This window comes from Luteimonas galliterrae, from assembly GCF_023374055.1.
In the GTDB taxonomy this organism is placed as follows: domain Bacteria; phylum Pseudomonadota; class Gammaproteobacteria; order Xanthomonadales; family Xanthomonadaceae; genus Luteimonas_C; species Luteimonas_C galliterrae.
In genome coordinates this window covers 1-20,983 of the sequence record NZ_JAMBEP010000006.1, presented here as the reverse complement: position 1 = coordinate 20,983, position 20,983 = coordinate 1, and the positions used below count along the sequence as shown (strand labels likewise).

At 64.7% G+C, this 20,983-nt stretch carries 19 protein-coding genes and 1 pseudogene; 9 read left to right on the top strand and 11 right to left on the bottom strand.

The window, feature by feature from the left end:
* Nucleotides 1–201: 201 nt before the first annotated feature.
* From queF to icd, 4 genes are all read left to right on the top strand, one after another.
* Entirely contained in the window at nucleotides 202–1,008 is an 807-nt protein-coding gene (queF, locus tag M2650_RS15735) for an NADPH-dependent 7-cyano-7-deazaguanine reductase QueF (protein ID WP_249476112.1), read from the top strand.
* Between the two features lie 97 nt (nucleotides 1,009–1,105).
* Nucleotides 1,106–1,411, top strand: coding sequence for a LysM peptidoglycan-binding domain-containing protein (locus M2650_RS15730; protein WP_249476111.1), 306 nt, complete (start codon nucleotides 1,106–1,108; stop codon nucleotides 1,409–1,411).
* A gap of 51 nt (nucleotides 1,412–1,462) precedes the next feature.
* Nucleotides 1,463–1,945, top strand: a complete 483-nt coding sequence (locus tag M2650_RS15725) for a FimD/PapC N-terminal domain-containing protein (RefSeq protein WP_249476110.1) — start codon at nucleotides 1,463–1,465, stop codon at nucleotides 1,943–1,945.
* Nucleotides 1,946–2,889: 944 nt separating this feature from the next.
* A complete protein-coding gene (icd, locus tag M2650_RS15720) occupies nucleotides 2,890–4,221 on the top strand; it encodes an isocitrate dehydrogenase (NADP(+)) (protein WP_249476109.1) in 1,332 nt (443 codons plus the stop codon).
* Nucleotides 4,222–4,294: 73 nt separating this feature from the next.
* Here icd and M2650_RS15715 read toward each other — a convergent pair whose 3' ends face one another.
* The 4 genes from M2650_RS15715 to M2650_RS15700 form a co-directional block, all read right to left on the bottom strand.
* Nucleotides 4,295–4,663 (bottom strand): hypothetical protein, encoded by a 369-nt coding sequence (locus M2650_RS15715; protein ID WP_249476108.1) that lies wholly within the window; start codon nucleotides 4,661–4,663, stop codon nucleotides 4,295–4,297.
* Between the two features lie 798 nt (nucleotides 4,664–5,461).
* A complete protein-coding gene (locus tag M2650_RS15710) occupies nucleotides 5,462–5,806 on the bottom strand; it encodes a hypothetical protein (protein WP_249476107.1) in 345 nt (114 codons plus the stop codon).
* Between the two features lie 19 nt (nucleotides 5,807–5,825).
* Nucleotides 5,826–6,197, bottom strand: coding sequence for a hypothetical protein (locus M2650_RS15705; protein ID WP_249476106.1), 372 nt, complete (start codon nucleotides 6,195–6,197; stop codon nucleotides 5,826–5,828).
* Nucleotides 6,198–6,229: 32 nt separating this feature from the next.
* A complete protein-coding gene (locus M2650_RS15700; RefSeq protein WP_249476105.1) occupies nucleotides 6,230–6,442 on the bottom strand; it encodes a hypothetical protein in 213 nt (70 codons plus the stop codon).
* 108 nt (nucleotides 6,443–6,550) lie between these two features.
* Here M2650_RS15700 and M2650_RS15695 point away from each other — a divergent pair, with 108 nt between their 5' ends.
* The 4 genes from M2650_RS15695 (at nucleotide 6,551) to M2650_RS15680 (ending at nucleotide 10,301) form a co-directional block, all read left to right on the top strand.
* On the top strand, nucleotides 6,551–7,471 hold the full coding sequence (locus M2650_RS15695) for a LysR substrate-binding domain-containing protein (protein WP_249476104.1): 921 nt from the start codon (nucleotides 6,551–6,553) through the stop codon (nucleotides 7,469–7,471).
* A gap of 82 nt (nucleotides 7,472–7,553) precedes the next feature.
* A complete protein-coding gene (locus tag M2650_RS15690; protein WP_249476103.1) occupies nucleotides 7,554–8,399 on the top strand; it encodes a class I SAM-dependent methyltransferase in 846 nt (281 codons plus the stop codon).
* A 124-nt stretch (nucleotides 8,400–8,523) separates the two neighbouring features.
* Complete coding sequence (locus M2650_RS15685) at nucleotides 8,524–9,066, top strand: pseudouridine synthase (RefSeq protein ID WP_249476102.1); 543 nt, start codon at nucleotides 8,524–8,526, stop codon at nucleotides 9,064–9,066.
* Between the two features lie 89 nt (nucleotides 9,067–9,155).
* Complete coding sequence (locus M2650_RS15680; protein WP_249476101.1) at nucleotides 9,156–10,301, top strand: hybrid sensor histidine kinase/response regulator; 1,146 nt, start codon at nucleotides 9,156–9,158, stop codon at nucleotides 10,299–10,301.
* Nucleotides 10,302–10,346: 45 nt separating this feature from the next.
* Here M2650_RS15680 and M2650_RS15675 read toward each other — a convergent pair whose 3' ends face one another.
* The 3 genes and pseudogenes from M2650_RS15675 to M2650_RS16570 form a co-directional block, all read right to left on the bottom strand.
* Nucleotides 10,347–10,706: a hypothetical protein gene (locus tag M2650_RS15675; RefSeq protein WP_249476100.1), complete on the bottom strand. Its 360-nt coding sequence runs from the start codon at nucleotides 10,704–10,706 to the stop codon at nucleotides 10,347–10,349.
* Nucleotides 10,707–10,889: 183 nt separating this feature from the next.
* On the bottom strand, nucleotides 10,890–13,034 hold the full coding sequence (gene hrpB / locus M2650_RS15670) for an ATP-dependent helicase HrpB (protein ID WP_345779874.1): 2,145 nt from the start codon (nucleotides 13,032–13,034) through the stop codon (nucleotides 10,890–10,892).
* 33 nt (nucleotides 13,035–13,067) lie between these two features.
* Nucleotides 13,068–13,391, bottom strand: a pseudogene (locus M2650_RS16570) (ATP-dependent helicase HrpB); the annotation flags it as partial.
* A gap of 355 nt (nucleotides 13,392–13,746) precedes the next feature.
* Here M2650_RS16570 and M2650_RS15665 point away from each other — a divergent pair.
* Nucleotides 13,747–14,544: a TatD family hydrolase gene (locus M2650_RS15665; protein WP_249476098.1), complete on the top strand. Its 798-nt coding sequence runs from the start codon at nucleotides 13,747–13,749 to the stop codon at nucleotides 14,542–14,544.
* A 336-nt stretch (nucleotides 14,545–14,880) separates the two neighbouring features.
* Here the strand turns inward: M2650_RS15665 and M2650_RS15660 are convergent, their stop codons facing one another.
* The 4 genes from M2650_RS15660 to M2650_RS15645 form a co-directional block, all read right to left on the bottom strand.
* Nucleotides 14,881–15,183 carry a hypothetical protein gene (locus M2650_RS15660; protein ID WP_249476097.1) on the bottom strand — a complete coding sequence of 101 codons (303 nt, stop codon included), beginning with the start codon at nucleotides 15,181–15,183 and terminating at the stop codon, nucleotides 14,881–14,883.
* Nucleotides 15,184–15,273: 90 nt separating this feature from the next.
* Nucleotides 15,274–15,978, bottom strand: coding sequence for a dihydrofolate reductase family protein (locus M2650_RS15655; protein ID WP_249476096.1), 705 nt, complete (start codon nucleotides 15,976–15,978; stop codon nucleotides 15,274–15,276).
* Nucleotides 15,979–16,110: 132 nt separating this feature from the next.
* The gene (locus M2650_RS15650; RefSeq protein WP_249476095.1) at nucleotides 16,111–18,351 is read right to left on the bottom strand and encodes a YadA family autotransporter adhesin; all 2,241 of its coding nucleotides are present in this window, start codon (nucleotides 18,349–18,351) and stop codon (nucleotides 16,111–16,113) included.
* 503 nt (nucleotides 18,352–18,854) lie between these two features.
* A complete protein-coding gene (locus tag M2650_RS15645; protein WP_345779871.1) occupies nucleotides 18,855–20,912 on the bottom strand; it encodes a tetratricopeptide repeat protein in 2,058 nt (685 codons plus the stop codon).
* Between the last annotated feature and the right edge of the window lie 71 nt (nucleotides 20,913–20,983).

Genomic DNA, 20,983 nt, shown 5'->3' with positions numbered 1-20,983 from the left:
GAGGGACAGGCCCGAAGGGCCAGGGAGAGGGTCCGGCTTTTCGCGCCATCCAACAAGAACTGCAAAAGCACGCTTCGCTCCGCTCGCGTTCCCCTCTCCTGCCCTTCGGGCATCCTCTCCCGCAAGGGGAGAGGAAACAGCAGGACGTGCGCCTCTTGCCGACAAAAAACACGTATCAGCGCCGCAGGCCTAAAATAAGCCATGACCTCCACCCTCCCCCTAGGCCGCGAAGTCGCCTACCCCGCGCACTACGACCCTTCGCTGCTGTTCCCCATCGCGCGCGCTGTCGGCCGCACGGCGCTCGACCTGCCCGCCGCTGCGTTGCCTTTCATCGGCCACGACCGCTGGCACGCCTACGAACTGAGCTGGCTGGACGCGCGCGGCAAGCCGCGCGTGGCCACCGCCACGCTGCGCGTGCCTTTCGATTCGCCGAACCTGGTGGAATCCAAATCGCTCAAGCTTTACCTCAACTCGTTCAACGCGCACCGCTTCGAAGACGACGACGCGGTGCTGTCCACGATCGCGACCGACCTGTCGCGCGCGGCCGGCGCCCCCGTCGACGTGGCGTTCGGCCTGCCGGAGATCGGGGACGACGCAGCCGAATCGATCGACGGCCTGGACATCGACATCGCCAGCTACGGCCCGCCCGACGCGCAGTGGCTGCAGGCGGATGCCGATACGATCGTCGACGAAGCGCTCAGCTCGTCGCTGCTCAAATCGAACTGCCCGGTCACCGGCCAACCGGACTGGGCCAGCTTGCGCATCGCCTATCGCGGCCCGCGGATCGATCGCGCCGGCTTGCTGCGCTACCTGGTCTCGTTCCGCGATCACGCCGAATTCCACGAGCAATGCGTCGAACGCATCTTCGTCGACACGATGGCGCATTGCCGTCCGCAAGCGTTGTCGGTGGAGGCGCGCTATACCCGCCGCGGGGGTTTGGACATCAACCCCTGGCGGGCGACGCCGGGATCGGCCGCGCCCCGGCAAGGGCGCGACCTGCGGCAGTGAAGCCTGCACGCGGCGTTCACGGCGCCGCAATGCCTTCTTAACAAGGTTCGTGCAAACGTGGCGCGACCCAGACCGCGTCCGGGTAAGGAGCCCCTACATGAGCAACGAGAAGAAAGCCGATTTCTCCGGCGTCAGCGCCAAAGTCGACACCACTGCGGAAAAGGTGGAGAAGGCCGATTTCTCCGGCGTCACCGCCAAGGTCGATACCACTGCGGAAAAAGTGGGATCGCCGGAGCAGACCTATACCGTGCAGAAGGGCGACACGCTCTCGCATATTTCCAAGCAGTTCTACGGCAAGGCCAGCAAGTGGAACGCGATCTTCGAAGCCAATCGCGACCAGCTCGACGATCCCGACCGGATCAAGCCGGGCCAGGTGCTGAAGATTCCCGCCGAAGAATCCTGATCGCAAAGCGCGATCGATCCTTATCCCCATCCGCCTTCCAAGGACATCCTCATGAACCGTAAAACGCTCTCGTACGCACTGATCGTGGCCCTGGCCGGCTCCGTGGCGCTGGTCGGCTGCAAGAAGAAGGAAGAACCGGTCGCCGCGACGCCGCCGCCGGCCGCCACCGAACCCGCGCCGATGCCCGAAGCCGCGCCGCCCGCGCCGGCCGCCACCGTCAGCGCCGTGACCGTGGGCACCACCGCCGCGGCCGACAAGTCGGTCGCCGCCGTGACCACGTTCAAGCCCACCGACAAGATCATCGCTTCGGTCAAGACCGACGGCGCTGCCAGCAACGTCGAAGTCGGCGCCAAGCTGACCTTCCAGGACGGACAGGTCGCCGGCGAGCAGAAGCAGACGATCAACACCAGCGGCCCGGAAACCACCAACATCGAGTTCAGCAACGCCAATCCGTGGCCGGCCGGCAAGTACACCGTCGACGTGACCTTGAACGGCGCGCCTGCGGGCACGCAGCAGGCGATCGAAGTGAAGTAATCGGATAACGCTTCCCGCTTTGGGGCAGCAACGGGGCGCGGCGCGAGCCGCGCCCTTTTTTGTCTCTACGCGGCATATGCCGCTTTGCTCTTGGTCGTCATTTCGGCGAACACTGGGACCCATCTTGCTTTCGCTGTGCTCTTAAGCCGTCATTCCCGCGAAGATGTAGAGCGGAGCTTGCCCCGCTGCCTTTGCTGATGGGTTCTCGCGACCTGCCGGCCTTTCAGGCCGGGGTTTCGTCCGCTAAAAACGCGGCCGAGTTACTTTCTTTTTGTGGGGCCCAAAAAGAGAAGTAACCAAAGAAAAAGGGCCTTTGGAAGGGATCCCGGCGATGGGGTTACCCCGTGTGCTTGGCCACCGCTCGCCAGCCCTCGGGATTCCTCCGTCGCTTCGATATTCAGATCCGAGGCGATCGACAAGAACTACTCCTTAGCGCAACTCCGCAAAAGCCACGTCACCCATACGCTGCGAATCAAAATCTAGTACCTGCGTAAGAAGGTCACCCACGACGAAAGCAGGTCCGCTGGCGGACTTACAGGTACGACCATCGCACCGCAGTTCAGGCCCTTTCTTGGGTTACTTTCTTTGGGCCAGCAAAGAAAGTGACCCGGGCGCAGCCCGGAAGCCTTTGTCCATGGCGCGAGTCGCAGCGAGGCCCACGAGCACGCGGGCCTGGATCCCGGCTTTCGCCGGGATGACGGCTAAGGGGGCAAGAGCAACATGGGTCCCAGCGTTCGCTGGGATGACGGCTTAAGAGCGAACGACTTAAGAGCGAACGGCTTAAGAGCGAACGGCTTAAGAGCGAAGAGCAGCGGAGCACGCCCCGCTCTACAAAACGAGAGAGGGTACCGCCGGGGCGGCCGGCTTTGCCCCGCGCCCCACAAATCGCGACAATACCGGTCTCGCCCGCGCCGTACGTTGCGCGGCACCGCAGGAGACTCCCCTTGTCCGATTCGTCCCACCCGACCCCGCCGGCCGGCGGCGCCAAGATCACCAAGGCCCCCCAAGGCCTCAACGTTCCCGATCAACCCATCATCCCCTTCATCGAAGGCGACGGCACCGGCCCCGACATCTGGCGCGCCAGCGTGCGCGTGCTCGACGCCGCAGTCGCCAAGGCCTACGGCGGCAAGAAGAAGATCCACTGGATGGAAGTACTGGCCGGCGAAAAAGCCTTCAACGCCACCGGCAACTGGCTGCCCGACGCCACCGTCGACGCCTGCCGCGATTACCTCGTCTCGATCAAAGGCCCGCTGACCACCCCGGTCGGTGGCGGCATCCGCTCGCTCAACGTCGCGCTGCGCCAGATGCTGGACCTGTACGTCTGCCTGCGCCCGGTACGCTGGTTCGAAGGCGTGCCCTCGCCGGTCAAGAAGCCCGGCGACGTGTCGATGACGATTTTCCGCGAGAACACCGAAGACATCTACGCCGGCATCGAATTCGAACCCGGCAGCGCCGATGCGCAGAAGGTGTTGGACTTCTTGCAGAAGGAATTCCCCAAGTCCTTCGATAAGATCCGCTTCGGCACGCAGGACAAGGTCGACGCCTGGGACAAGCAGCTGCAGGGCATCGGCATGCCGGCGCGCCCGGGCAAGGTGCAGGTCGGCGTCGGCATCAAGCCGGTCAGCTACCAGGGCACCGAACGCCTGGTGCACAGCGCGATCACGTATGCGATCGCGAGCGGCGCCAAGTCGGTGACGCTGGTGCACAAGGGCAACATCATGAAGTTCAGCGAAGGCGCGTTCCGCGACTTCGGCTACCAGGTCGCGCGCGAAGCGTTCGGCGCGGTCGAACTGGACGGCGGCCCGTGGCACGTGATTCCCGAAGGCAAGCCGGGCGCCGGCATCGTCATCAAGGACGCCATCGCCGACGCCTTCCTGCAGCAGATCCTGCTGCGGCCCAAGGAATACGACGTGGTCGCCACGCTCAACCTCAATGGCGATTATTTGTCCGACGCGCTGGCCGCGCAGGTCGGCGGCATCGGCATCGCGCCAGGCGCCAACATCAACTACGTGACCGGCCACGCCGTGTTCGAAGCTACCCACGGCACCGCGCCCAAGTACGCCAACCAGGACAAGGTCAATCCGGGTTCGGTGATCCTGTCCGGCGAAATGATGCTGCGTTACATGGGCTGGACCGAAGCGGCCGACGCGATCATCGCCGCGATGGACAAGGCGATCGGCTCCAAGCGCGTCACCTACGATTTCGCGCGCCTGATGGACGGCGCCACCGAAGTGAAGTGCAGCGAGTTCGCCGACGAGATCATCAAGCATCTCTGAGGCGCGGGCGCTCAGGCACGACCGAAGGCCCGGCAACGCCGGGCCTTCGCTTTTCGGCGCTGCGCCGGTGGTCTCAACCGAGGAGTCGCTTCAGTTTGTCGACCCGTATGTCGTACTCGGCCTCGCGGTCCAGCTTGGAAATGAGCTCGCTGTGCAGCCGCCGCGCCAGATGCTTGAGTTCCGGCTTGGAATAGCCGTCGAATTCGAAGATCTTACCGACGATCGCATGACTCAGGTTCAGGGCCGCGGCATCGCCACGCCCCCATTCGAAGCCGCCGCTATAGACGTAGAGATGGCCGCGCGTGGGCAGCACTTCCGGGGCCAGGCTGGCATCGTGCCGGTATAGCGCTACGTATGCGCCCTCGACAATCCGCAACAAGATATCTGGCATGAAGGCAGCCCTCCATGGTTGCAACTGGCTTTGCAGTTGCTTGGGGCTCATCAGGAGCCGTGCTGCCTTAAAAGACGAAAAGCGCCGCGAACGGTGGCCCCTTGAAATCGCAGAAGATCTTCAAGATGGAATCTCCATCCCAATTTTTTTGTAAGAAATTTTGATATTGCCGTCTCGGGAGGCGCATCGGCACCGAGGGCATAGGATGGCTTGAGCGAGCGATACCCATCTCCCATGGCAGGCGAACCGCGATGGATATCGTTTCGCTCAACCCATCCTGCGTTTCTTGAAAGGCATTACGGCGGCGGGCAGGGATGTGTTCTTGACCCTTGCGCCGCCGTTCGGACCTCTTCCGTCGCTCCGGCACTTGGATCCGAAGCGATCGACCCGAACGCCTCCTTAGCGCAAATCCGCAAAAGCCACGTCACCCATGCGCTACGAATCAAAATCTAGTACCTGCGTAAGAAGGCCACCCGCGACGAAAGCCAGGCCGCTGGCGGACGTTCAGACGCGACGAATCACTTCAGCTTCGGGCCCTTTCTTTGGTTACTTTCTTTGGGCCAACAAAGAAAGTGACCCGGCGCAGCCGGAAGCTTTTGTCCATGGCGCGAGTCGCAGCGCAAGCCGCGAGGACGCGGGCCTGGGTCCCGGCCTTCGCCGGGATGACGGCTTAAGGGCAAGAGCAAGAGCGAAAGCAAATGGGTCCCAGCGTTCGCTGGGATGACGGCTCTGAGAGCAAACGGCTTAAGAGTAAACGGCCTAAGAGCAAGAGCAGCGGAGCAAGCTCCGCTCTACAGAGCAAGGTGCTGGATCTGCGCCTTCGCGAGGATGACGACTAGAGATCGACGGCTAGATCGGTGGATCATGCGGGCTTCGTTTCCGAATCGCAGCCGGATACGTTTCGATTTCGTAGTGCTGCACCGTCGGCTCGTACTCGAGCAGGAAACCGGCATCCTCGGGGTAGTACTTGGCCCGCGCGATGTCCTCGCCGGCGAAGGCGCGGACCGCTTCCATCGATTCCCAATGGGTCAGCGTAATGAAATGCGTGAGCCGCCCTTCCCGCCGATGCAGGATGTGCACCGCCAGGTTGCCGGGCGTGGCGCCGTAGTCCTTTACCGCGCGGTCGCGCAGGAAGGCGAGATAGCCGTCGGCCACCGCGGCCAGAGTGATGCCATGCCAGATGCGTGCGATCACGTGCGTTCCTCGTGCGGCGTCAGAAGATGGCGGCCTGGTGCTCGCGCAGGCGGAAGAAATCGCGCACCACTTCCACCGCGCGGTCCTCGTCGAAATCGGCGCAGGTATAGATCACCGTCGACAGGAAACGCGGATTGATCCAGGCGGCGATGTAGATGCCCGAGTCGATCAACGGCACGAAACCGTCGTAGCCTTCGTTGGCGGCTTTGCCTTCGCCGCTTGTGCGATGGATGATCGGCTCGCCGTAAGTGCGCAGGCCCAGTTCGCCGGTGATCCTCGCGAAGTAGGCCAGCAGTGCGTCGTGCGTGACCTCGCTGCGGAAATAGCCTTCCACCAGCAATCGCTTGCGGTAGATCTCCGGTGCGATGGTGGTCAGCGCGACCCGGTTCATGGGCCGCGCCGGTGCGGGAGCTTGGACGGCCATCAGCGGAACGGCGACAACGCGGTCGAGCACACCGCGAAGATCGCGCCTCGCCTGAATGAGGCGTGCTTTTCCTTCCGTGCCGGACGCCGATCCTGCGATGCCCGATGGCTCGGTGCCTGTGCCGGCCGGTCTTCGCCGCCGGCCAACGACAAGGCCAGCTGCGGATCCTGGATATGGCCGTGCTGGAACAATAATCCGGTGTAGATGTTCATGGCCTGACCTCGAGTTCACTTGAGTGAAATCAAAGATAGGCGCATGCTTTGCCAACGAAAAGCGACGCTTTTGCAAATCTTACTTGAATTTCATTCAAGGCATACGTCATGAGCCGACCCCCTTTGCATGCCCTGCAGGGCTTCATAGCCGCCGCCCGCCTGGGCAACCTGTCGCGCGCGGCCGAATCGCTCAGCCTCACCGTCAGCGCGCTCAGCCACCAGATGCGCAGCCTCGAAGAACGCCTGGGCCAGCGCCTGCTGGTGCGCAATTCGCGCGGGGTCGGCCTCACTGCCGACGGCGAACGTTTGCTGGAGCGGGTCGCGCCGCATATCGATGCGATCACCCAGGCATTGCGGCCTTATGCGGCGCGCCACGACGATGTGCTCACCGTCAGCGCCACGCCGTCGATGGCCTCGGCCTGGCTGGTACCGCGGCTGAGCGAATTCCTCGCCGCGCATCCGCAGATCGAGATCAACCTGCAGTCGAGCTCGGCGGTGGTGGATTTCGACCGCGACACCAGCGTCGATGCGGCCTTGCGGATCGGCTTCGGCCGCTGGCATGGCGTCACCGCCGAGCACCTGTTCGACGAGTGGCTCGTGCCGATGGCCAGCCCCGCCCTGGTCGAGCGGATGGGCAAACCGACCTTGCGCAACCTGCGCGATTGGCCCCTGCTCGGCGATCCGGACGGCCAGTGGAACCGCTGGTTCGCCAGCCACGGCATGGAACCGCCAGCACGCTACGTGGCCTTTTTCGACGATTCCGAAGCGCACCATCGCGCTGCGCTGGACGGCGTCGGCGTCGCGCTCGGGCGCTTGACTCGTGCGCGCCTGCTGCTGGATTCGGGGCAGCTGGTGATGCTGACCCGCGAGCGGATGAAGACCGACTACGCGCACTATCTGGTCTACCCGCCGCGATCGGCCTCCCATCGCGGCCTGCAGGCCTTCCGCGAGTGGCTGCACGGCAAGGCGCAGGAGCACGCGCGGCATATGGAACGCGCAGCGCCAGCGACGGTCGGCGACGCCGGCTGAACGACGGCCGGCGATACGCACCGTCATCGCGACCGCGTAAGCTAAGGCCCCGCTTCGCAACACCCCTCAACGGAGCTCCGTCATGCGACTTATCGCCAAGACCTTTTTCGTCGTAGCGCTATCGAGTGCCTGCGCGTCCTTCGCTATCGCCGCGGACAAGCCCGCATCCGCAACGCAACCCGCCGCCGAGCACGGCGCCGCGCTTGCCGCCGCGATCGCCGGCGACTGGCGCAGCGCCAAGAACACGGCGCGGGACGTCTATCGCCATCCGCGCGAAACCCTGTCGTTCTTCGGCGTGGCGCCGGACCAGACCGTCGTCGAAATCACGCCCGGCGGCGGCTGGTACAGCGAAATCCTGGCGCCTTATCTCCGCGACAACGGCCGTTACATCGCCGCCATCGCCAAATCGAGCGATCCCAACAGTTACGGCGGCCGCAACAACAAGGCGCTTCGGGACAAGTTCGCCGCCGACGCTGCGCATTACGGCAAGGCCGCAGTGGTCGAGTTCGACGCCAAGGCGCCCGTTTTCGGCGCGCCCGGCAGCGCGGATACCGTGCTGACGTTCCGCAACGTGCACAACTGGGTCGACGCGGGCAACGCCGAAGCCTATTTCAAGGCGTTCTTCGCGGTGCTCAAGTCCGGCGGCACGCTCGGCGTGGCGGACCATCGCGCCAAGCCCGGCACCGATCTGGAAAAGATGAAGGAATCCGGTTACCTCACCGAAGAACTGGTGACCAAGCTCGCTACCGATGCCGGCTTCAAGCTCGACGCCAAGAGCGAGATCAACGCCAATCCGAAAGACACCGCCGATCACCCGAACGGCGTATGGACCCTGCCGCCGACCAACCGCCACGACGCTGCCGACGCCGCCAAGTACAAGGCGATCGGCGAAAGCGACCGGATGACGTTGCGGTTCGTGAAGCCGTAACGCGCAGCCCATCGCTCTTTGTAGGAGCGGCTTCAGCCGCGAGCTCTTTGCCGACGGCGAATAACAAGATCAAGAGCTCGCGGCTAAAGCCGCTCCTACAGAAACAAAAAAACCATCCCACTGCGTGCTCATCGCCTTCAACAAGCCCTACGGCGTGCTGTGCCAGTTCACCGACCGCAGCGTGCCGCCGCGGCGCACGCTGGCCGAGTTCGGATTGCCGTCCGGGGTCTATCCGGCGGGACGCCTGGATTTCGATTCCGAAGGCCTGTTGCTGCTCACCGACGACGGCGCTTTGGCGCACAAGCTCACCGACCCGCAGCACAAGCGACCCAAGACGTATTGGGCGCAGGTGGAAGGCGATCCCGTCGAGGCGCAACTGTCCGCATTGCGCGGCGGCGTGACGCTCAACGATGGCCCGACCGCACCCGCGCAAGCGCGCAGGCTCGAACCCGCGCCCGAACTGTGGCCGCGAAACCCGCCGGTGCGGATGCGCAAGACCGTGCCCGACGCCTGGATCGAGCTGACCATCGCAGAAGGCCGCAATCGCCAGGTGCGGCGCATGACTGCCGCCGTCGGCTTGCCGACGCTGCGTTTGGTCAGGGTCGCGATTGCGGGGTACGGGCTGGACGACCTGGCGCCGGGCGCATGGCGCGTCGCCGACATCTGAATCGTTTAGCCACGCCGCGCTGGCCGATGCTCCGGAGAACCTGATAACGTCGTCGCACGGCAGCTGAATAGCCGCGTTTCGGGGGCGGGATGATCGTTACCAGCAACAATGCGGGCCGGATCCTGGTGGTCGACGACCAGCCCGCCAACTTGCGCGTGGTCAGTTCGTTGTTGTCGCGGCACGGCTACGAAGTGGACAACGCCGCCGACGGTCCCTCCGCACTCGCGCTTTGCGAGCAGCGCGCGCCGGACCTGGTGCTGCTGGACATGATGATGCCCGGCATGGACGGCTTCGGCCTGATCGCCGAGCTGAAGCAGCGCGAACCGCTGTTGCGCATCCCGGTGGTCTTCCTCACCGCCGCCCACGACCGCGACCTGCTGTTGCGCGCCTTCGACGCCGGTGCGGTGGATTACGTCACCAAGCCGTTCACGCCGGAAGAGCTGCTGGCCCGGGTCAGCGCGCACATCGGCCTGAAGCTGACGCGCGATCGCCTGGAACGCGTGGCGCGCGATCGGCAGGAGCTGGTCAACCTGGTCGCGCACGACCTCAAGAATCCGCTGACCAGCGTGCTCTTCGCCAGCGACCTGCTGCTCAGCGGCGGCACCCGGCCCGAGCGCGTGCCGCACTACCTGCAGATGATCCGCGAGAGCGCCGACGATGCGCTCGGTTATATCCACCGCTACTTGGAGCTGCAGTCTGCCGCCGAACACGCGCGGGCGCAGACCGATCAACCGCCGGCGGCCTGCAGCCTGCGCGAAGCACTGCAATGGCTGGCGCGGCGTTACGAGATGCAGTTGGAAGCGCGCGGCATGCGGCTGGGCGTGCGCATGCCCAACGACGAGGTGCTGGTGGCGATCGACGGCCTGGTGCTGCGCCAGGTCGCAGAGAACCTGGTGACGAACGCGATCAAGTACGCGCAGCGCGGGGGCGAGCTGGAGCTGTGGGTACGCGGCGGCGCGCAGGGCTATTGGCAGCTGATCGCGCAGGACCGCGGACCCGGCATCACCGAGTACCAGCAGCGCGACCTGTTCAAGCCGTTCGTGCGCCTGGGCGATGCGGCCGCAGGCGATCCGCAATCGAGCGGGCTGGGTTTGTCGCTGGCGCGGCAGATCGTGGCCAACGTAGGCGGCCATCTCTGGTACGAGGACCGCGAAGGCGGCGGCGCGCGTTTCATCGTCGAATTGCCGGAAGCGCGAACGATGCCGGAAAGCGGCCCGCCCGCGAACGCTCCGTAAAAAACGTCGGCGTGCGCCGGCGTTTTTGCCTCCGCGGGCAACCGGTTATTCGGTCGCGGCGCTGCGCGAGCTGCGTTTGCGCGCCGTGGACGGCCGCGATGCGCGCTTGGCCTCGACCCGCGTCGAGGTGCCTTCGATCGCGCCGCTGCCGTTGCGTTCGGCTTGCTTGGCCTTGCGCCGCGCGACGTACCAGAGCAGGCCGGCGCCTGCGACCGCCGCCACCGCCACGGCGGGATTGCGCTTGACGAATTTCGTCGCGACGCGAGTGCCGGTTCTTAACGCAGTCAGGGCGGCGCCGGTTTCCACCCACTTGATCGCGCTGTTGGGTACGGCCTGGCGGATGCCGTCGCCGACGCTGCCGACCAATTCCAGCGCACGTTCGGGCAGCGAATTCAATTTGTTCATGATGGCGTTTTCCTGACGTCGGGTCATGGGGCGCAGTGTCGAGGCGGAGGCGTTCAGGGTATGTGAGAGGCCGCGGCGGAACTCTGCCGACAGCTGAACCCGCATCGTAGGGCGGGCCTTGGCCCGCCATCGCGCTACCGCATTTCCGCAGCGCACGATGATTCGCGTTGGTGAAGGCCCACCCTACGTGCCGCGGGGCTTGGCGCGGTGGGTCGCCGTGGCCGACCACGGGTCGTCCGGCCAGGGATGCTTGGGATAGCGGCCTTTCATCTCCTTCTTCACTTCCGGATAGGTGCGTTCCCAGAATCCCCTCAAATCCTGCGTGACCTGCAAAGGCCGGCCGGCCGGCGAAAGCAAGTGCAAGGTCAGCGGCACGCGGCCGTCGGCGATGCGCGGCGTATCGGCCAGGCCGAACAGTTCCTGCAGCTTCACCGCCAGCACCGGCGCCTCGCCGTGCCGGTATTCGATGTCGCGCTCCATGCCCGACGGCACCGCGATTCGGATCGGCGCCAAGCGGTCGAGTTGTTGGCGAACGTTCCAATCGGCTTGCGATTTCAGCGCGGCCGACAGCTCCTCCGCGCCGAGCGCATCGAGCCGCGTCTTGCCCGCGAACGCCGGCCGCAGCCACTCGTCCAGCGTGTCCAGCAGCGCCGCATCGGACAGATCGGGCAACGCCAGTTCCGGCATCCATTCGCGCAGCGACAATAGGCGTTGGCGCCATTGCGACAGGGCCTCGGTCCACGGCAGCGCCGCCAGGCCCAGGTCGCGCACGGCATCGGTCAGCGCTTGCGCGGCTTGCGCGGGATCGGGGCGGCCGGCGGGACGCGACGACAGCACGATGCCGTCGTAACGGCTTTCCCGGGACGCGACCAATGCGCGCCGGTCGCCATCCCAGCGTACCGCGTCGGTTTCGGAGAATCGCTCGGGGAAGTCGCGCCGCAACCGGGCTTCGTCCAGCGGCGCGGCGCGCAGGACACGGGCATCCTTGCTTTCGAAGCGCAATTCGCTGGCGACGATCCAGGGTTCGCCGTACAGCGCGCTGTCGTCGAACAGCCGCGCCATGCGGCCGTTGGCGAGCTGGTAACGAAGCGGATCGCCGACATGCTGATAGGCGATGCGATCCGGAAAAGCGTGCAGCAGCACATCGCCCAGCAGATGCGCGGGCGCATCGTCGACAGGCTTGGCGCCGATGCGCAGGCGTCGACGCCATTGCTTGGCCGCGGCATCGATGGCGGCCAATGCGCCGCGATTGGCGTCGCCGGCGACGCGGCCCGATCGGAATGCCGCCAGCGCGCGCCAACGTTCGGCCCATGCGTCGGAACGCTGCACGCCTCTTTGCGGTAGCGGATCGCGCGCTTCGATCAGCGCCGCCAGGTCGCAAGCCAGCGTGCGCTCGCGTTCGTCGTGCGGCGACAACAGCATCGCCGCCAAGCGCGGATGCGTGCCCAGCGCGAGCATGCGGCGGCCCAACGGCGTGATGGCGCGTCGGCCGTCGAGCGCGCCTAACCGGTGCAGCAGATCCTTCGCCGCTGCGATCGCTCCCGGCGGCGGCGCATCGACGAAACGCAACGCATCGCTGCCCCACGCAGCCAACTCCAAAGCCAGTCCGGCGAGCTCGACCTGCGCGATCTCCGGCCGGCGCTGCGGCTCAAGCCGTTGCGACTGCGGCCACAACCGGTACGCCCAGCCTTCGGCGACGCGGCCGGCGCGGCCGGCGCGTTGATCGGCGGAGGCTTGCGAGATCGCGACGACATCCAACCGCGAGAATCCGGAATTGGGGTCGTAGCGCGGTTCGCGCGCCAAACCGGCGTCGATCACTATGCGTACCCCTGGCAGCGTCACGCTCGACTCGGCGACGTTGGTCGCGAGCACCACGCGGCGGCGGCCTTGCGGATCGGGCCGCAGCGCTTCGGATTGTTTTTCGATCGGCAGTTCGCCGTGCAATGGCAGCATTACGATGCCTTGCGCTTTTCCTTCTCCCTCCGGAAGAAGGTGGCGCGAAGCGTCGGATGAGGGTTCGGCGAAGCCTCCGATGTCCGAATTTCCGTCGCTTCGCCGTACCCTCTCCCCAACCCCTCTCCCGGTGGGAGAGGGGCTAAAGCCGGCTTCGACGCGCGCGATCTCGCGCTGCCCCGGCAAGAACACCAGCACATCGCCTGGATGTTGCGCCAGAGCGTGTTCGATGGCGCGCCTGACCTGCACTTCGAGCGATTCATCGCGCCGCGCAGGGAAATGTCCTACCTCCACCGGAAAGCTGCGGCCCGCGCTCGACAACCGCGGCGCATCGAGCCACTGCGCCAGGCGTTCGCCGTCCAGCGTGGCCGACATCAGCGCGATGCGCAGATCCGGGCGCAACGAGGCTTGTACGTCCAGGGCCAGTGCCAGGCCGAGATCGCCGGCCAGGTGACGTTCGTGGAATTCGTCGAAGAGCAGCGCGCCCACGCCGTCGAGCGTCGGATCGTCCTGCAGCATGCGCGTCAGGATGCCTTCGGTGACCACTTCTATGCGGGTACGCGCGGAGATCTGGTTATCGAAGCGAATCCGGTAACCGACCGTGCCGCCGACCGATTCGCCCAGCTGCTGCGACATGAAGCCGGCCGCGGCGCGCGCGGCGACGCGGCGCGGTTCGAGCATCACGATCTTGCGGCCTTCCAGCCATGGGGCATCGAGCAGCGCCAGAGGCACCTGCGTGGTCTTGCCTGCGCCGGGCGGCGCTTCCAGCACCAGGCGCGGATGGACGGCCAGGCTTTGCCGGATATCCGGCAACAGGACATCGATGGGGAAGGCAGGTCTGCTCACGCGCGCAAGGATACGCGTTGGCCGCGGTGGTCGGCGGCTGTAGCCCTCTCCCGTTTGCGGGAGAGGATTGGGTGAGGGCGCGCGCAACCGACTGTAGCGTCGAACGTCGGGTCAAGCACTTAACCTCATGGAGGTTTGACGCGATCTGATGCGTCGCGCGCCCTCACCCCAGCCCTCTCCCGCAAGCGGGAGAGGGAGTGATTCGTCGCTTCGGGCAGGAACGGTTGCTAACATTGCGCGCATGGATTTGATCGACATCGGCGCCAATCTCACTCACGACAGCTTCGACCACGACCGCGATGCGGTGTTGCAGCGCGCCCGCGACGCGGGCATATCCCAGCTGGTCGTCACCGGCGCCAGCCGCGAGCACTCGTCGAAGGCCTTGGCGCTTGCGCAGGCGCATCCGGGCTTTCTCTACGCGACCGCCGGCGTCCATCCGCATCATGCGGTCGAGTACACCGACGAAGCCGATGCGGAGATTCGCGCCTTGCACGCGCATGCGGAAGTGGTCGCGGTCGGCGAATGCGGCCTGGATTACTTCCGCGACTTCTCGCCGCGCCCCGCCCAGCGTAAGGCTTTCGAGCGACAACTGCAGATCGGCGTCGATACCGGCAAGCCGCTGTTCCTGCATCAGCGCGACGCGCACGCCGATTTCATGGCGGCGATGAAGAATTTCGACGGCCGGCTCGGCCCCGCCGTCGTGCATTGCTTCACCGGCACACGGCAAGAATTGTTCGACTACTTGGATCAGGACTGGTACGTCGGCATCACCGGTTGGCTTTGCGACGAGCGCCGCGGCCTGCACCTGCGCGAACTGGTGAAGTCGATACCGGCCAACCGCCTGATGATCGAAACCGACGCGCCTTATCTGTTGCCGCGCACGGTCAAGCCGCAACCCTCCCATCGGCGCAATGAACCGATGTACTTGGCGCATATCGTCGAGGAGCTGGCAAAGGATCGCGGCGAAAGCACCGCAGCCGTGGCGGCGGCGACCACGGCGGCTGCGCGCGCGTTCTTTCGCTTGCCCGCGGCTTTGTGATTCCCCGCCGCCTATCATCGAGAACGGAATGAAAAACGACTCGATAGCGTCCTGTAGAGCGTTGTAGCGTCGCAGCTCTTGATAGTCTCCTTCCCCTTCAAGGGGAAGGCCGGGATGGGGATGGGTTTGAATTTGCGGCTGAGATCGCATTCAAAGTCAAACCCATCCCCACCCAACCCTCCCCTTGAAGGGGAGGGCTTTGAAAGCAGCGGAGCAAGCTCCGCTCTACAAAAAAGTACGGCATATTCGAATAAGGCATCGCGCGGCAGGGGGGATGCCTACCGCGCGATGGAAGAGGCGACCGGGAGAGTGTTGATTGGCCGCCCGCAACAGGAATTACTTCTCGATCCTTTCGACCGGCGGTTCCGCCAGTCCGCGCCCGGCGATGACGGCATCCGAGCAAAACCTCATGTAATTCATGATCGCGCAGCCGCCGCTGCGCTTGCGCTGCTCCGGCGTCTGCACCGCATCGCATTCCTTCCGGGCCTGCTCGCGGTATTCCAAGCGGGCCTCGGACAGCAACACGCGGCAGCGCGGCACCGCGCCATTGAGCACCGCCGAATCGGCGTGCAGGGGACGCTGGCATCCGGCCGTGCCCAAGCACGCCGCAACCAGCAAGAACATAGTCAGCTTTTTCATATCAACTCCTTCGCTGTTCGGTCGCGACACAACCTCCAGCTCGGTGTTCAAGGCCAAGAAGGCCTTGAATGGTGGATGGACGAATATGTTTTACGAATGCATGGATGTCGCGACACGGGCGATTCCGCCCGCTATCGGCTGGCCGACATCGTTCTTTTGCACGCGGTAAGTCAGCATCACCACGCCGTCGTCGTAGGCGGCACTGCTGTTGTGGACCAACGCGATTTCCGTTTCGAGGCCGGACAGCAATCTCCTGCCGGCTCCCTTCAGCAACGGGTTTACCTTTAGGATGACCTCGTCGATCAGACCGGCCTTGAACAAGGACGCGGCCAGATCCGCACCGCCGCACAAGTACAGATCCTTGCCCGGGCACGCCTTCATCCGCCGCACCCAATCCGTGGCCTCGTCCCGCACCAGCTCCACCTGCGGGTTCGTCCGCACGGATGACGAGCGCGAGAAGACATAGCTCATCAGGTGCGGATACGGATCGTCGATGCCCGTCTTCTGGCTGGCCTCGTACGTGCGCCGGCCCATTAGGGCGATGCCGTAAGCGTGCAATGACTGCAGGTACTGCGCCGATTCGTCGCCGTGCGGAAACGCATCGAAGCCTTCCCCTTGGCTCAAGATGAAACCGTCCACGCTGACGTTGACGTGGTATTTCAGCTTGCGCATCTGGAGAAGCTCTCGACGCGGGCTCGGCGCGAAAGTGCCGTTGGCCGCCGGCCACAAAGGGTAGGCGGGCTGCAACTTGTCGACGGGCAACGCTCGAGCGATACGTGCGGTGGCGCGATTCATGGCAGGTCCTGCCTGATCAGATGCCCCGACGGCTTCGGCAACTTCGGGGGAATATGCGTCGGCCGTCGGGGCAAAACGAGAATGTGTGAGCGAGTGGGCGACGCGGATATTCCCCGCGCCGCCCGTCAGGGCTTACCAGCCGAAGCCGACAGCGGCGCCAGCTCCGCATTTGCCATGCCCTGCGCACGTGCCACCGATGGTGAAGGTGCTCTTCTCGTCCATCAGCCGCTGGTAGCTGACCGCAAGGGCAGCTTGGCCGCCCTGATAGCCGGTACCCACCGCGAGACGGTTGCGGTTGTTCTGACCCGCACTGCTCGAGGCCGACATGATCAGCGCGATGCCCATGGCGCCGCTTGCATTGAGGCGCTTGTCGAACTGCGCGAACTTGTCGTTGACTTCGTTCTTGAACCCGTTGAACTGGTCGCCGAGATTGTTGACCACGTCTCCGAGGTTGTTGACCACATCGCCGAGACCGCCGACCGCATCATTCAACTGGCTGACATTGACCGCATCGGTCAGTTCCGTACCGGCGGCGACGTTGGTGATCTGGCGTTCCGCGCCCGCCGTACCCACCGACACACTGTTCGCGCGATTGGCCACCGAACCGGCGCCCAAAGCCACCGAGTTATCCGACTGCGCTTGGGCACCGGAGCCCACCGCCACGCTACCGGCCGTCTGGGCCACGGCGCCTGCGCCCACAGCCACACTACTGGCCGCCTGTGCCTGAGCGCCGGAGCCGATCGCGGCGCTGCCGTCCGCAGCAGCAGTGCTGCCGGAACCGGCGGCAAAACTATCCACGCCTTGAGCCATAGCGCCCGCGCCGATCGCTGCGCTGCGGTCTGCAGCGGCGATGCTGCCGGAACCGGCCGCGAAGCTGTCGGCGCCTTGAGCCACATTGCCAAAGCCCATCGACGTGGCGCGCTCGCCAGAAGAGTTGTTACCGTTGCCCAGCGCCGAAGCGTTGGCGTTAGTGGCGAAGTTGGTGAAGCCGACGGCGGTGCTGAAGCCTCCGCTAGCTTGGTTGCCAACGCCCATCGCCGTGTCTTGCAGCTGCGTAGCGTTGTTCGCAAAACCCACCGCTACGCTTTCCTGTCCGGAACCGAGAAGACCGTTAGTGTTGCCGATCGCCGTGCTGCCCAAGCCGCTGCCGATGTTGTCGATACCTACCACGGTGCTGGAATCGCCGCTCGCCGTATTGTTGAAACCTGCCGCCAAGCTGGTAGCGCCGCTGACGTCGTTCTCTCCGCCGACCGCCGTGCTGCTGAAGCCGGTTGCGCCAATCGTGTTGTGGAAACCGAACGACGAAGCCTGGCCGGCTGCGACCGTATTGTTGTGGCCTGTTGCCATGCTGAAGGCACCGCTGACCGTGTTCTCACTGCCAACCGCCGTGCTGCTGACGCCCGTTGCCTCGATCGTGTTGTGGAAACCGAACGACGAAGCCTGGTCGGCAGAGACCGTATTAGTATGGCCGGTTGCAGTGGCTTGGTTGGCCTGGACGGTGTTCGTCCAACCGATCGCCGTGGACTGGTTGAACGCTACCCCGTTTGCATCGATCGGAATCGTGTTATTCGCGCCAAAGGTGGAATTGCCGTCGCCGATGATTAAATTATCGGCGCCAACGGCCGTGCTTTCATTGCCGGTTACGCGGTTGTCGGAACCGACCACGCTGGAGTCATCGCCAGTGACGGAGTTTTCGCTGCCCACGGACGTAGAATCGGCCCCATTGACCGTGTTTCTGAAACCGACTCCCGTGCTTCCGTTGCTATTGGCCTGCATCGCGCCGATGGAATTGAAGGCGCCCAGCGCGGTGGCAGAACCGCTATCGTTCAGTATGCCGTTGGACGAGCCGTAAGCCTGGCTGTGCGTGCCGGTGCCGTTGGGCCCTTGGATGGTGTTGTCGAAGCCCACCGCCGTGGTGGCGTCCGCATTGGCTTCGTTGCTGGCGCCCACCGCAGTGGCGGAGTTGAACGTTGCCTCGTTCTCGCTGCCGATGGCCGTGCTGGCAATACCGGTGGCTTCGTTGAAGATGCCATAGCTGCTGCTGGCCGCGCCCGACGCCGTGTTGGTCAAGCCAACCGCTGTGCCGCCAAGGCCGGTCGCTTCATTGTTGTTGCCGATGGCCGTACTTTGTACTCCCGGGTTTCCCGGAAGCGCATTGTTGTTGATGCCCACCGCCGTGGCGCCGTCGGCGTTGGCATCGTTGTTGCTGCCGCAGGCCATGCCGTTGGCTGCGCTGACGCTGCCGCCCGTGTCTTCGGTGTTGGGGTCGCCGTTGGCGATATCGCAGGTGCCCGCGTAAGCAGGCAGAGCCGTTGCCGCGAGCAAGGCCAGCGCCAACACAGTGGGACGGGCGACGTAACGTTTGATATTCATGTGGGGACCTCTCCCTATCTTGTTCAGGAATAGCTGCCGCAAGCCGACAGTGCGTTACAAGACGGAAAGCCACGAAAAAGTGGCCACGGCCCCGCGCGACTTCTTCGGAAGGCTTATCGGGAGCAAAAAAAAAGCCGCCTGGTCTTTAATTGACCAAGCGGCTCGACAGAAAGGCGGTCTGAGGACCGCCGTAAGTGTTTGTCCGGCTTAGATTGCTACTTATAAGCAGCGAGGCTGCAGTCCGTTCATACTCGGGTAGGGCTGCTTTCCTTAACCGGAACCGCCCTGCTCCTGCTTACTTAATAGCTTTTGGCTCTACACCGAAGTTCCAATCGGCCGATACCTTACCTTCGCTGAACATGCCTCTCGGCGACAGCGCTCGCCGATCCGCTGCCGTCGCCGGTCGTATACGGCCTACCACTGGCCGAGTTGCTGCGGCGTTACTGTCGGCGTAGGCGCCGCGCCGAGCGCGATCGCTGCGCTGAACGACATCCGCCTGGCGGTTATAACGACGTCGCCGCCACTTGACGGAAACGGTCGTTGCCTGCCGCGATCGCCTCGGCAAGCGCCTTCATCCTCGCCATCGGCGGCGCTGCGGGCATCAGTTGCGCCACAAGCGCCGGTCGCGCGGCGGCGTATTGCTTACGGGCTTCAGCGGCATGCCCCGTCTTCGCCAACTGTTCGATGTAATCCAGCCGCCATAGGGCCGCATGGGCCGTGCCCGCACCCGCGACGGCTTCCGCCTGTTCGATCGCGCGCGCGTACTCGACCAGCGCGGCCGCGCTTTCACCACGCATGGTGTGGATGCGCGCCTGCCAGTAACGGCGACGGGCTTGCAGCAAGGGTTGTTCCGCGGCGGCGGCATCTGCGAACAAAGCGGTCTGCGCACCCTGCGGATCGCCCTGCAGCAGCCGATATTCCGCAAGCAACAGCCGCGCCGCCGCCAGATCCTCCGGTATGGCCGTAGCCGGCTGCGGGCCGAACATCGCGATCCATTCCGTCAGCGCTTGCTCAGTGCGGTCGCGCGGGATGCCGCTCTTGCCATGCCGGGTCAGGAAGACGCCATGACTCGCGATCGCCTGCCATTTCTCAAGTCGGTGGGATGCGCCGTCCTGCTCAGCCATCCTCTCTTCGGCAGACCGATACGCGCGTGCGGCGCCTGCGATGTCGCCGCGCAATTCCAAGACTTCGGCGAGCATACGGTAGGCATGCGCCGTAGCCGCTTCGCGCAGGTTCTGACGTTCGTTTGCGGCAATCGCTTGCTCGTAGCCTTGCTGGGCGCGCACCAAGTCGCCCCGTTCGTGGTGCACCATCGCCAAGCGTTGGGTTGCGCGAGCGAGTCTGACGTCGTCGTCGGGATAGACCACCGGCGCCAATTCCAGATTCTTGCCCAGCGCGGCTTCGGCCTCGGTAAGGCGCCCCTGTTTAGCGATCGCCATCGCTAACTGGGTTCGGCTCGTGAAGAAAGCGCTCTGCGTCGCTTTCAGCTTTGCTTTCATCTCCAGGGCTTCGCGGGCCCATCGTTCGGCTTGGCTATATCGCCCCGCACTGTTGGCTAACGCGGCGCGATTGTGGAGAACGCGGGCCAATTGCTTCGAAGGGTTGCCATATATGAAAAAAGCCATGTTCTGGGCGGATTGCAGCGCTTGGTCCGCTTCGTCATACCGCAGGGCCGAGATTAAGGTCATGCCCAAGGTGTTGTAGCTGATCGCGATGTCTTCTTGACGGCCCAGTTTCTGGTGGATCGCCAGCACTCGACGCGACAACTCGACCGCCTTTGCGTCGTTGCCGCGGTTCTGTTCCACTTGAGCCAACATCGCGATGGCTTCGGCGGTCTTCTCGGGCTGATTCACTGATGGATGGGCGTAACCCTTGGCCGCAGCTGTCAGTAGTTCGGCCGCCTTGTCGTTGTCGCCCAGGTTGAGATAGGTCTGACCGAGCATCAGCCTGACGCGGCCGAGTACGGCTGGCGTCTGCGCGAGTTTTTCCGAAGCCTTCGCGGCGCCCGTATTCAGGACGTCCCGCGCGGTCGGTTCGACACCCGCTTTGTCGCTTTGTGTCGGATCGGTCGCGGCAAATGAAGATATCAGTAACTCGCTGATGCTTTCCGCGGCCAGCGCCTCACGCTTGGCGGTTTCGGCGCGTTCGGTAGCCAGCTGTGTTTGCCATAGCGCCCATCCGGTGGTGGCCATCAATCCCAGCGCCGCGAGTGATGCGGCGACGGCACCGAGCCGATGCCGTCGCAAGAACACGCGTACTCGATAGGTTCTGTCGCGGCGCAAGCTGATCGCCCGGCCGGCCACCACCGCGCGCAGGTCTTCGCCGAAGCGGGCAGCGGAGCGGTAACGGTGCGTGGGATCGGGATCCAGGGCTGCACGCAGGATGCGGTCGATGTCCCCGCGCAGCGTTTTGCGCAATGTGTGCGGCGTGGCCGCACGCGCCGCAGCGCGTTCGCCGGTATTGGCTCCTGCGTCGGTCGCCACCCGCGAGGCCTGCGGCGGCTCACGCGGTGCCAGCGGATCGCTGAACGGCTTGCGCCCGGTCAGCAGTTCGAACAGCACCGCCCCCAGCGCGTACACATCGGTCGCCGTGCTGATCTGGCCGCCGCGGATCTGCTCGGGCGCGGCGTAGT